This is a genomic window from Saccharibacillus sp. O23 (assembly GCF_002205895.1).
GTDB lineage: Bacteria > Bacillota > Bacilli > Paenibacillales > Paenibacillaceae > Saccharibacillus.
In genome coordinates, this window is the sequence record NZ_NJDE01000012.1 from 33,474 (window position 1) to 45,973 (window position 12,500).

9 protein-coding genes are annotated in these 12,500 nt (G+C 57.4%); 3 read left to right on the plus strand and 6 right to left on the minus strand.

The window, feature by feature from the left end; all coding sequences use genetic code 11:
* Window positions 1-15: 15 nt before the first annotated feature.
* Window positions 16-1,497 carry a 6-phospho-beta-glucosidase gene (locus tag CDO73_RS16465; protein WP_088489624.1) on the plus strand — a complete coding sequence of 494 codons (1,482 nt, stop codon included), beginning with the start codon at window positions 16-18 and terminating at the stop codon, window positions 1,495-1,497.
* 204 nt (window positions 1,498-1,701) lie between these two features.
* Window positions 1,702-4,035: a putative bifunctional diguanylate cyclase/phosphodiesterase gene (locus CDO73_RS16470; RefSeq protein ID WP_088489625.1), complete on the plus strand. Its 2,334-nt coding sequence runs from the start codon at window positions 1,702-1,704 to the stop codon at window positions 4,033-4,035.
* A 62-nt stretch (window positions 4,036-4,097) separates the two neighbouring features.
* On the opposite strand, the gene CDO73_RS16475 is transcribed toward CDO73_RS16470, so the two are convergent.
* Genes CDO73_RS16475 through CDO73_RS16485 form a run of 3 tightly spaced genes read right to left on the minus strand, consistent with a single transcriptional unit; the run spans window position 4,098 to window position 6,474 of the window.
* Entirely contained in the window at window positions 4,098-4,583 is a 486-nt protein-coding gene (locus CDO73_RS16475; RefSeq protein ID WP_088489626.1) for an NUDIX hydrolase, read from the minus strand.
* Window positions 4,584-4,618: 35 nt separating this feature from the next.
* Window positions 4,619-5,665, minus strand: a complete 1,047-nt coding sequence (locus CDO73_RS16480; RefSeq protein ID WP_088489627.1) for an alpha/beta hydrolase family protein — start codon at window positions 5,663-5,665, stop codon at window positions 4,619-4,621.
* Window positions 5,662-6,474 (minus strand): MerR family transcriptional regulator, encoded by an 813-nt coding sequence (locus CDO73_RS16485; protein ID WP_088489628.1) that lies wholly within the window; start codon window positions 6,472-6,474, stop codon window positions 5,662-5,664. Before CDO73_RS16485 ends, CDO73_RS16480 begins: the two co-directional genes overlap by 4 nt.
* Window positions 6,475-6,833: 359 nt before the next feature.
* Here CDO73_RS16485 and CDO73_RS16490 point away from each other — a divergent pair, with 359 nt between their 5' ends.
* Window positions 6,834-8,984, plus strand: coding sequence for an ATP-dependent Clp protease ATP-binding subunit (locus CDO73_RS16490; protein ID WP_088489629.1), 2,151 nt, complete (start codon window positions 6,834-6,836; stop codon window positions 8,982-8,984).
* Between the two features lie 127 nt (window positions 8,985-9,111).
* Here the strand turns inward: CDO73_RS16490 and CDO73_RS16495 are convergent, their stop codons facing one another.
* The 3 genes from CDO73_RS16495 to CDO73_RS16505 form a co-directional block, all read right to left on the minus strand.
* Window positions 9,112-10,269, minus strand: a complete 1,158-nt coding sequence (locus tag CDO73_RS16495) for a DUF4339 domain-containing protein (RefSeq protein WP_088489630.1) — start codon at window positions 10,267-10,269, stop codon at window positions 9,112-9,114.
* Between the two features lie 5 nt (window positions 10,270-10,274).
* Window positions 10,275-11,186 (minus strand): tetratricopeptide repeat protein, encoded by a 912-nt coding sequence (locus tag CDO73_RS16500; protein ID WP_088489631.1) that lies wholly within the window; start codon window positions 11,184-11,186, stop codon window positions 10,275-10,277.
* A 260-nt stretch (window positions 11,187-11,446) separates the two neighbouring features.
* Window positions 11,447-12,325, minus strand: coding sequence for a MurR/RpiR family transcriptional regulator (locus tag CDO73_RS16505; RefSeq protein WP_088489632.1), 879 nt, complete (start codon window positions 12,323-12,325; stop codon window positions 11,447-11,449).
* Window positions 12,326-12,500 lie beyond the last annotated feature (175 nt).

Below are 12,500 nucleotides of genomic sequence, written 5' to 3' on the forward strand. Positions count from 1 at the left end.
GGAGGAACAACCCGCATGCACAAGATTCCGACCGGCTTCCCCGAACACTTCCTGTGGGGCGGCGCGACCGCGGCCAACCAGCTCGAAGGCGGATATAACGAAGGCGGCAAAGGCTTGAGCACGTCCGATATGCTGACGGCGGGAACCCATACGGTTCCCCGCCGCATCACGCCCGAGCTGCTGCCGACCGAAAACTACCCGAGCCACGAAGCGATCGATTTCTACCATCGTTATGCCGAAGACATCGCGCTCTTCGGCGAGATGGGCTTCAAAGTGTTCCGCCTCTCCATCGCGTGGAGCCGCATCTTCCCGAACGGCGACGACGCGGAGCCGAGCGAAGAAGGCTTGAAGTTCTACGACAGCGTGTTCGCGGAACTCAAAAAGCACGGCATCGAACCGCTGGTCACGATCTCGCACTACGAAGCGCCGTTCGCGTTGACGCGCAACTATAACGGCTGGTCCGACCGCCGGGTGATCGATTTCTACGTCAAATATTGCGAAACATTGTTCAACCGCTACAAAGGCGTCGTGAAATACTGGCTCACGTTCAACGAAATCAATCTGCTGACCCTGCCGTTCGGCACCTTCTTCGCGGGCGCGATGATGCCGGAAGGCGGACGCGAATTGACCGATCCGAATTCGGGTTCCGATCAGCTTCGTTTCCAAGCGCTGCATCATCAGTTCGTCGCGAGCGCCAAAGCGGTCAAGCTCGGCCATTCGATCGATCCCGACTTCAAGATCGGCTGCATGATCGCCTACATGTGCGCTTACCCGCTCACCAGCAACCCGGACGACGTGCTCCTCGCGCAGCAGAAAGACAATATCGGCAACTTCCTGTGCGGCGACGTGCAGGTGCGCGGCGAATATCCGGGCTTCGCGAAACGTTATTTCGCGGAAAAAGACGTGGAACTGCAAATTTCGGACGGCGACGAAGAAGCGCTGCGCGAAGGCACGGTCGATTTCTATACGTTCAGCTATTATTCGTCCGTGTGCGTCAGCGCCGATCCGGAGCAGGAGAAAATCGGCGGCAATATGTCGATGGGCTTGAAGAATCCGTATCTCAAAGCCAGCGCTTGGGAATGGCAGATCGATCCGAAAGGCCTTCGTTGGGTGCTTAACAACGTCTACAACCGCTACCGTCTCCCGATGATGGTCGTCGAGAACGGTCTGGGCGCGGTCGACGAAGTGCAGGCGGACGGCTCGATCCATGACGATTACCGGATCGAGTACCTGCGCGAACATATCCAAGAAATGAAAGAAGCGATCATCGACGGCGTGGACCTGATCGGTTATACGCCGTGGGGCTGCATCGATCTGGTGAGCGCGGGCACCGGCGAGATGAAGAAACGTTACGGCTTCGTCTATGTCGACAAAGACAACGAAGGCAAAGGCACGCTCGACCGTTCCCGCAAAGACAGCTTCTATTGGTATAAGCAGGTGATCGCGAGCAACGGCGAAACGCTGGATGCAAGCGCCGAAGCGGTCAAACCCGTTTAATCCGTCCCACCGTCCCACCCCCTTCAGTTAAGCCGCTCCCCGATTCCCTCGGGCGAGCGGCTTTTCGCTGCCGGGATTTTCTTTATCCGGAAAAGCGCTCGAAACAGGCTTTTTTTCGCTTTCGCTGTTCATGCGCCGTAAAAATGACGATATAAAACGTTACTGTTCGATCGCTTTATTTTTGCGAAAGCCGGAGGTTATTCCATGTATAAATATCGCTACTTCTTTTACTCGGCAACCGTGTTATACCTGATCGTCTATTACGTCCTGCTGGGCGTCTTCCGCGGGAACGAACAAATCATGTCCTGGCTCGGCAATCTGCTCAACTTGCTTCCGTCCGCCGCCGGCAGCTGCGTGCTTTGGGCAGTATCCCGCAAGGCCGAGGCTTCGCTGCAAAGATTTTGGCGGCTGCTCATGTACAGCTGCTTCGCGTACATGCTCGCCATGTGTCTCTGGCTGTGGGACGCGTTCAGTCCTTCTTTCGAGCTGTCGGTTCCCAGCGCCGCGGATTACCTGTGGTTCGTCGAAGGAATTCTGATCTGCTGGGCCCTGCTGCTGCTGAATTACAAGCAGTTGAAAGGACTCAATGCCGTCCGGCTGCTTCTCGACGCTTCGATCTTTATGACGACGATGATCGCCCTGAGTTGGATCCTTCTGATCGAACCGCTTTACGCGCAAGCGGCCGCGAGCGGCGATCTGTCTTTCGTCATTCTGAACGTCAGTTACCCGATAGAAGATCTCGGTTTCCTGTTCCTCCTGATCCTGCTGATGCTGTCCAATCGATACGCGATCGCGGTCAAGGCCCAGCAGATGCTGCTTGCTGCCGTCATGCTGTTCATCTTCGGGGATTCGATCTATTTGTATCTGCTTACGATCGACGGTTACGCCATAGGCAGCTTCATCGACCCGGTATGGAGCATGTCCTTGATCGCTATCGCCATGGCGGGCATCGAATCGCTGAATCCCGATTTCCGCGCCGAGACGAGCGAAAAGCCGCTCAGACCGGGCAAAGGATGGATCAAGCGGCTGCTGCCTTACGTCAGTCTGGGTACGCTCATGGTGGTCATGCTGCTGCAGCTGCCTTATTTCAACATCATCGTGCTGTGCTGCATAACGGGCATCCTGCTCGTGACCGTGCGCCAAATCCTCACGCTTGCGGAAAACGACGAACTGCTGGCCCGGTTGGGACAATATTTGAAAGTCAGCGACCGCGCGGCCAATCACGACGAACTCACCGGTCTGCCGAATCGCCGCCTGTTCAATCTTCGGCTCCAGGAAGCCGTCGCTCAAGCGGAGAAAGACCGTGCCGAGCTCGCCGTCGTCTTCCTGGACTTTAACCGGTTCAAATATATCAACGATACCCTAGGCCATAGTACAGGAGACCGGATGCTTCAAGAAGCCGCCGCTCGGTTCGAGAAAACCCTTCCCGAACGCTGCCTGCTGGCCAGGCTGGGCGGCGACGAATTCGTGATCTTGGTCCCGCTGCTTCCGAACCTTCGACGCGTTCACGACGCGATCGCCGCCGTCGAAGACGCGCTCAAAGAGCCCATGCGGATCGAAGAACATTCTCTTCACGTCTCGACCAGCATAGGCGTCGCGATTTATCCCGCCGACGGGGATACCATGGACGAGCTGTTGAAAAACGCGGACGCCGCCATGTACCGCTCGAAAAAAAACAACGGCGGTAAAGCCGTTTTCTTCGACGCGTCGATCGGTTCCGAATCGGAACGCCGGCTGGAAATCGATAACGACCTTAATGCCGTTATCGAACGGAATGAACTGTCGCTGCATTATCAGCTGCAGATGCATGCGCAGACCCGCAGAATCGAAGGCGTCGAAGCGCTGCTGCGCTGGAAGCATCCCGTCAAAGGCTACATTTCGCCGGCCGATTTCATTCCGATCGCCGAGGAGACCGGAGCGATCAAGCCGATCGGGGAATGGGTGTTGCGGCAGGCCTGCATGCAGCAGCAAAAATGGGCCCGCGCGGGATTGACCGACCTGCGGATGAGCGTGAACGTTTCTCCGCGGCAGCTTCAAGACGAAGAAATCGTCGAAACCGTTCTGGGTATCATGCGGTCGACGGGAATCGATCCGGGCAGACTCGTGCTGGAGATCACCGAAACGTTCGCCGTCAAAGATATTCCCGCGGCGGTCGAACGGTTGGGCCGCCTTCGGAAAGCCGGCATTCAGGTGGCCATCGACGATTTCGGCAGCGGCTACGCGTCGCTCAAATATCTGAAGAACTTCAAACCGTCCATGCTGAAGATCGATCGCGAATTCGTCGCCTGCATCCGGCAGGAAGACGAAGAAGCCGACGATATAGTGCGCGCGATCATTGCGCTGGGACAAAGCCTGAGAATCGAAGTGCTGGCCGAAGGCGTGGAGACGCCGGAACAGTTGGATTTCCTGCAGGAAGCCGGCTGCGACGAGATTCAGGGCTATGTGATCGGCCGTCCCCTGCCCGAAGCCGAAATGACGTCGAAGCTCAAATCTTCGCCTTTTTGCACCGTCGTTCCGCCGGATTCGCTCAGTTCCTGACCGGTCGACCGTTCACGCGAAAAAGCCGCTTGCGCATCATGGCGACAAGCGGCTTTTCGACGTCAATCCCGTTTTTCCGGCAGAGCGTCGAAAGAGTTCGGAGCTTCGCCCATTCCGAAACTGCCGTATCCGTATCCGCGTCTCGACCTGCTCCAGGCTTCCTTGATGAACGGTACGGTCTCTTGGGGCAGCTCGTCCGCCGGGCACCAATAAAGCTCCGCGCATTTATCCGGCTCGAGATTGACCGGTTCTCCGTCCCAACATTCCGTTTCGAAAAAGAAATCGATCCGCTCGTCCTCTCCTTCTTCGGACGCCCCGATCTGCCAGACTCCCGTCATGCGAAGGTTCGCCGGCTCGATCGTTACGCCGCATTCTTCGCGGACTTCGCGCATCGCAGCCGCGGGAGCCGTCTCCCCCCGTTCGATCTTCCCCGCGGGAAGACCGTACAGGCCGTCTTCATGCCCCGTATTCTGCCGCTTGAGCAGCAAAATCCGGCCTTCCCGAATCAAAAAAACATGCGCCACGCTTACTCGTTTTTCCGTGCTCATCGGCTTCGTCTCCGTTTCGTTCGAGGCAGGAAAAATCAGCGTTTTTCCTGCCCCGCTCTTTTCTCCGGTATTCCTTTATCCATTGTACGCAAAAACGTCCGCATGTCGCTTAAATATCCGTCGTCGAACAGTTCGCGCGGCATGAACACGGCCGTCAGCGCGGTTAACGCGTCCGATTCCGACAGCCTCCGTTTCAGCATGGAGTGGTCGGCGTCCGGCAGACGGGTAACGGTGAGCAGCCGCTTCGGAATCTTCGCCCGGTAGACGTTCTCGGTATCGTCCGAATCGACGTTAAGATCGCGTCCGCCCAATACCAGATGCACCGGCTGTTTGAAATAAGCCAGTTCGTCCGCGGAATCTTCCTCGAAGTTTCGGCGGATAAACGTCCAGCGTTCCCGCGAGATAGACGAAGATTCGCGTTCTCCCGCTTTCTTCATATAAGTCTCGTAAGAAGCTCCTGCCTGAAGCAGCTCCAGCACGGCGGCGTCCCGGCGTTCAGCCTCTTCGATCTGTCCCGTCGACGCGCCTGCTCGCTTCATTTCCGCACGCGTATTGTACTGCCCCTGCTTGATCCAATCGACCGCCGGCGCGACCAAGATCGCGAATCGAAGCTCCGGTTCGTCGCGCGCGACCTTCGGCATCACCCATCCTGCTTGACTGGCTCCCCAGAGGCCGATGCGATCGGGATCGAGATCCGGCTGTTCGCGCGCCCACTGCACGGCATATTCGGTATCGCGAGCCCGGTCTTCCATGCTTTGCTCCAACCAGCTGCCTTCCGAGCCGCCGATGCCGCGTTTGTTCAGCGAGAGCGACGCATACCCTTCGTCGGCAAAAGCTTCCCATAACGGCTTGTACGCATCGTCGTAAGCCGCGTTCGTCGGACCGTCCCCGTGCACGAATACGATAACGCCTGCCGGTTTCTCCCGATCCTTCGGCATCGCGAGCACGCCGGTCATCGCGCCTTCGGGCGTCTCGATGCGAATCTCGCGCTCGTCGAACCGAAACGTATTTTGAATGAGGAAAAATGCGACTCCGATCATCAGCAAAACCGCCGGCAGCGCGATCGCGATTCGTTTCTTCATTTTCCCGGCGCCTCCGCATTCGATCGGCTCCCGTCTCCGACGCGAACTTCAAGTTCCAACGTCAGACTTTCCCCGCCGAATAACGAAAGATACGACTTTTCCGTCAAAATAAACCGCTCGGCCCGCACGCCGAATCGTTCTTGCGCATGTCTCGCCATCGCTTCGATCCGTCGTTCCGCTTCTTTGTCGTCGAACGCCTCGAAGCGCTCATGCAGATAGATTCCGCGCTCTAACACCAGATCGGCTTGTGCCGTTTGCGGCTCGTCTTTTTCGGGAGCGAAATAAAGCACGGTTCCGTTCCGGTCAGACACGTAATGCAGGTCCGCTTCGAACAAAGCCGACGGACGGCGCTCCGCCCGAAGCAGCATACGCGCGGTCGGTTCGCCGCGTTCGCCGAGTACGGCGCAGCGAATGAGCGGCCGATCTTCGTGCTCGAACAGCCCGTAACCGGGATATTTCTGTTCGCGCTGCCGATCGCGTTCGTGCAGCACCTGCTCGGTGAAGCGTTCAATCTGCCGAAGCCGGCCGATCTCTTCGCGGATCTGCGACAACGATCGCTTCAGCAAATTTTCGTGCGCTTCGGCATCGTATTCGTCGATCGCTCGGCCGGCTTCCGCCAGCGGAATACCCATTTTGCGAAGCAGCAGGATATGCGACAGCCGGTACAGCTCGTCCATCCCGTAACGCCGATAACCGTTGTCTTCCGCATAAGCGGGCATCAGCAGCCCTTTTTCTTCGAAATAACGGACTTGATGAACCGATACGCCCATCAGCCGCGCGAATTCGCGTATGGATAAGAAATCGTTCACTTCTGCGCGCCTCCTCGGTTTCTTCGTTCTTTGTTTACTATAAAGGTTAGGTCAGACCCAAGGTCAAGCGCGTTTTCGGACACGTTATCAAACCTTTTACAACAAACTTACTAAAAATAACCGAAAACCTATTGACTTTAATTGTGCACGAGGTATAATAAAGTCAAAGAAAGTCAAAGTCAGGACGAAAGATCAAACCGTACCCTATGGATTTTCCCTCCGGTTTGATATCGACAGCCTTCGATCTTCGTTCTGGGTAACCTTCGGCTTTCGTCCCCCACATTCCGGCGGCCTGCTTCTGTCGAGGCGGGCAGCCGTTTTCTGAATTTAAATTTCGATAACGAAAGGGGCATGCCTTCATGCGCTGTCAACACTGCAATCACAATCAAGCAACCGTAGGTCTGAGCCTCACCCTTAACAATAAATCCGAAAAAATGTTTCTCTGCGAAGACTGCTATGCGAAAGTAAACGGCGGCGTACCGTTCGCTGCGGGCTTCGGTTCCGCGGGCCAATCGCCGTTCGAAGAACTGTTCAGAGGCTTCATGCAATCCGGCCAGTCGAATTCCGGCGCGGCCGGACAGTCTTCCCGCGGTGCGGAACAAGGCGCGGGACGCCGAGGCGGCGGCCTGCTCGACCAACTCGGCCGCAATCTGAACGACGCGGCGCGAAGCGGCAAGATCGATACGGTCATCGGCCGTGACGACGAGATCGACCGCGTCATCGAGATCTTGAACCGCCGCAACAAAAACAATCCGGTGCTGATCGGCGAACCGGGCGTCGGCAAAACGGCGATCGCCGAAGGATTGGCGCTGCGGATCACGGAAGGCAACGTTCCGGCGAAACTGCTCGGCAAAGAAGTCTATTCGTTGGACGTCGCTTCGCTCGTGGCCGGTACGGGCATCCGCGGCCAGTTCGAAGAGAAAGTGAAGCAGTTGATCGCGGAACTGGAACAGCGCCGGAATATCCTGCTGTTCATCGACGAGATCCATCTGCTGGTCGGCGCGGGTTCCGCGGAAGGTTCGATGGACGCCGGCAATATCCTGAAGCCGGTATTGGCGCGCGGCGAGCTGCAAGTGATCGGCGCGACCACGCTCAAAGAATATCGCCATATCGAAAAAGACGCCGCGCTGGAACGCCGTTTCCAACCGGTTACGGTCGACGAACCGACGCTGGACGAGACGTTGGAAATTCTCAAAGGACTGCGTCCGAAATACGAACAGTTCCACGGCGTCCGCTACTCCGACGAGACGCTCGAAGCCTGCGTGCGGTTGTCGAGCCGCTATATCCAAGATCGCTTCCTGCCGGATAAAGCGATCGACCTGCTGGACGAATCCGGCGCCAAATTGAATCTGCTCGCGCCGGTCGGCGACGAAAGCGAAATTCGCGACCGTCTGGAACAGATCAAAAACGAAAAAGACGCGGCCGCCCGCGAAGAAGATTACGAACGCGCCGCCAAGCTGCGCGACGAAGAAGCTTCCCTCTCGGCACGTCTGGAGAACAGAACCGCAAGCGGCGATACGCTCGAAGTGACGGTCGAAGACATTCAGAATATCATCGAACGCAAGACCGGCATTCCGGTCGGCAAGCTGCAAGCGGACGAACGCGGCAAGATGAAGAATCTGTCCGCCCGTTTGGAGAGCCGCGTGATCGGCCAGAGCGAAGCCGTGGACAAAGTGTCCAAAGCGGTACGCCGCGGACGCGCCGGACTGCGCAGCAGCGCCAAACCGATCGCTTCCTTCTTGTTCGTGGGACCGACCGGCGTCGGCAAGACCGAGCTGTCCAAAGCGCTGGCCGACGAACTGTTCGGCAGCAGCGACGCCATGATCCGTCTCGATATGAGCGAATACATGGAACGCCATTCCGTGTCCAAACTGATCGGTTCGCCTCCGGGCTATGTCGGCCATGAAGAAGCCGGACAATTGACGGAACGCGTGCGCCGCAACCCGTACAGCATCATCCTGCTCGACGAGATCGAGAAAGCCCATCCGGACGTGCAGCATATGTTCCTGCAAGTGCTGGACGACGGCCGTCTGACCGACAGCCAAGGCCGTACCGTCAGCTTTAAAGATACGGTCATCATCATGACTTCGAACGCCGGCACGACCGCCGACAAGAAGATCACCATGGGCTTTATGGCGAAGGAAGAAGAAACCCGTTCGATCGTAAGCTCGCTCGGTCAATATTTCCGTCCCGAATTCTTGAACCGATTCGACGGCATCGTGCCGTTCGCTTCGCTCAAAGAAGCCGATCTGGTCGCGATCGTGGACAATATGCTCGGCGAAGTCGCGGCCAATCTGTCCGCGCGCGGCATCTCGCTGACGATCGGCGACGACGCGAAACGCAAATTGGCCGAACTGGGATACGATCCGGCGTTCGGCGCCCGTCCTCTTCGCCGCATGATTCAGCAGCATGTGGAAGACGGCATCACCGATCTGCTGCTGGACGACGAAGACGTGACCGCGATCGCGGTCGAAACGGAAGAAGATCGGATCGTCGTTAGACGTGCCTGATCGAGCTTCCCGCCTTCCCTCTTGAACAAGACATGCAAAAAGAACAACAAAAAAGCCGTCCTCGGCCGATCATTCGGCAAAGGGCGGCTTTTTCGCGTGTCTTGAAATTTCGGTTTGCGGGATCGGGTTACGTTTCTCCGCCGACAAGGAGCAGCAGCCCGGCTTCTCCGGCGGTCTGCCATCGCGACGAACCTTCTTGCCAGAAATAAGCGTCGTCCGGATTCAATAGGCCTTTGCGGATCGCGAACCGGATCTGCGATTTGGAATAGACGCCTCTCGGCCGGCCTCCTTCGGAGACCAATAAGTCTTCGTCTTCGTCCGTCGGCGTAGAAGGCGATTCCCACGGCTGCTGATGCGACGGCGAATACGGCAGCGCCAGCGCCGCATCGGCCCGAATCCCCTGCAGCGAAGATAAATAAAGGCGTAGCCCTTTCAGCAGGCGCGCAAAATCGCGGCCGTGTATCGCGTTGTAGACGGAGACGCCGTCGAGCTTCAGCGTGCTTTTTTCGAGTTCGATACGCTTCAGGCCGGCGATTCGCCGAAAACTCAGAAAGCTTTCCCGAAGGCCTTCGCGGCGGAAGGAATACTGATTGCGGATATGCAGGCCTTCGCTGCTTAAAGCAACGCCGTAAGCGCCCTGCGCGCGAAGACCCTCTTCGCGGAACGCCAACAGGCTCGCTTCTCCGAACCCGAACCGTTCGTACTGCGGCTGCCGGCGCATACCGGAACGTTCGCTGTCGAAGTGTTCGGGCTTGAAGTAGCCGCTTCGGCGGCAGAGATAGAGCAGGAAATATTCGTCTGTACGCAGGTCGGCTTCTTCGCCCGCCGCGTTCCGAAGCCGCAGCGGAATCGGACCGTACGGCGGCAGCGAGAGCGTACCGGCGCTTGCGCGAATGCGCGTCAGCAGCTCCAGCATGACGTCGCGTTCCATCTTCAATCCGGTCGTGGACAGTTTGCGTTCGCCTAACCGGATCGCGTCGTCCAGATAGCCTTCTTCGGGCAGCGGTTCCTGTCCGAACTCTTCCCAGCCGACGAAACCCGTTGCGGAATTGGATCTCCAGTAGATCCCTCGATCGGTAAAAGCCACGCCGCTGCGATATTTGCCCAAGACCGTCGCGTCGAAAAACAGCCGAAGCGAGTCTCCGCTCGAAACGAGCAGCTTCCGGCAGACTTTGTTCGCTGCGCGGTCGGACAGCCGATCGGCGGCCTCGGCACCCGGATATTCGGCTCCGATCCGCTCGGCAAGTTCGGCCCAAGAATAAAAACTCCCGATGTCTTTCGTCATGGACTTTACCATATGTTCGGCAGATCGCGGCTTTTCAGCACGCAGAGCCAACGGTACGCGAGCACCGGACTCATGATCACGATAGAAATCGGCATGACAATGCCTTTGAACAACAAATCTCCGATAAGCCGGCCCGCTTTTCCTTGTTCGTTCAACCGATCGAGCCAACGCCGCACGTCGGGATCGTTCGGGTCGCTTTTCTGCATGTCTTTAAAATGACGCAGCGCCTGAGTATATTCGCCTCGCTCGAACAGCACCTTGCCGTAAGCGAGCCGAATCTCCTTATCTTCGGGCCGCAGCTTCATGTAAACTTTCATCGGTCCTCTCGGATCTTCCCCGATCTGCTGAATGAGCCGGATCATGCGTTTGATTTCTTCCGGAGAACTCTGAATATCGCTGACTCCGTACCGAATATACGCCATCCAATAATCGCGGAACACCGCCGGATCGCGTTCGCCCGCTTCGATAAAATCCCGGAGCGCCAACATATCGGCCCGTGCCGGGTCGAAAAGAAACGCCGCTTCCATTTGTTCGCGGGCCGCTTGAAGTTCGCCGCGCCTCATCAAAAAATGGGCATAAGCCGCACGGGCGTCCTCGTCCTGCGGATCGCAGGCGATCGCCGTGCGATAAGCAGCCTGCGCTTCTTCTTCGCGAAGCAGCATATGCAGAATTCGGCCTCGCTGAATATGAGCCAGCACGCCTCGGGAGTTCGCCCGAACCGCCAGATCCGCTTCTTCGAGCGCCCGGTTCGCCAGCTCCAAGAATTCCGGCTTAAACTCTAAGCGAAGCAGGCGCGTGCGAATGAGGGCCGGCATCGCCGTGATCCGACCGTAAAGTTCCTGCGAGAATCGCAGATGTACGGCATAATCGTCCTGAGCGTGCAAATTTCCCGTCTCGCGGGATTCTGTCGTATGCATGAATGATTTCTCCTTTATCGTTAAAATCCTAGGCCTTCCCGCGCTCGGCATCTATTCATTATAACCAACCTGCCAAAAGAAGGATCAATAGGACTGTAGGCGGTAATCCGTCGATAAAAAGGGAGAAAGCGTTCGATCTCGGCGTTTAAGGTCTTTTTGTTGGGCCATAAGTCCTTTAATTCTTCGCTTCAAAACGAAAGGCACAGCAAAAAGCGGCTCCGCTTTATGCGGCGGAGCCGCTTCATTTTGCGTTCTTCGTATTACTCCATGCCGTTTCCGCGACGTTCCGATCCCCGTTCGACTTGTTCCGCGTAAGCTTGACCGGCCTGCTTGATCGCGAAATGATGCTCGTATCGCAGATTGAACAGGCAGGAATACAGCACGTTCAGCACGTATTCGATCGCGATCTGAGAAGAGAACGTCGCGATCTTCTCCAGAGGGTCTTCGTTGACCGGCAGCCGAAACACGATATCGCACCGCTTCGCCACCTCGCCTTCGCCGTCGGCGGTGATCGCGATCAAATTTACCCCGTTCTCTCGCATCGTCGCCGCATATTCCGCGAATCCCGGCTGACGTCCTCGATAAGTGATAAAGACTGCGCAGTCTTCGGCGGAAGCCTGATACGCGTACACGCCCTGCTCCTGCATCAGATTGCTGATCTGCACCGGACGATCGATCTTGAGCAGTTTGCCTTGAAAACTCAGCGCCCGGATCATCGAGTCGCCCGCCGCGAACAGATAGACCCGGCGCGCCCTTTCAAGCATCGAAGCGGCCGCATTCAACGATGTTCCGTCCAGCAGCAGTTCCGCTTCCCTCACGGTAGACCGCGTCAAATCCGCGATGTTTCTCGCGATTTCTTCCGCGCTTTGCTTCATGCCGAACGGCAGGTTCGCGTCGACCTCGCCCGTATCCGCGGCGCGCTCCAATTCCGAAGCCAGCACGATCTTGAACTCGCGGAAGCCGCCGACGCCGAGCTTCCGGCACAGCCGCACGATCGTCGGGTTCGACGAATACGCCGCTTCGGCCAACTGCCCGATCGTCATCCCCAATATCTCTTCGCGGCGCTCCAACACGCAGCGGGCGATTTCTTGTTCGGCGGCGGAGAATCCTTCGGCCCGGCTTAATTTTTCGAGCAGCATGACCTTCCTCTTTTCTGTATCGGATTCGAAACGGCAAACTCGCGAAAAAAAGCCGAAGAATCCGGCGTCCCGGACTCTGCGGCTTATCGTCGGCACCTGCCCGCTTATCGCTCTCGGGAATGTACCTGAAGTACGCCGATGCGGACGGCACGGCCGTTCCCGCGTACTTCGATTA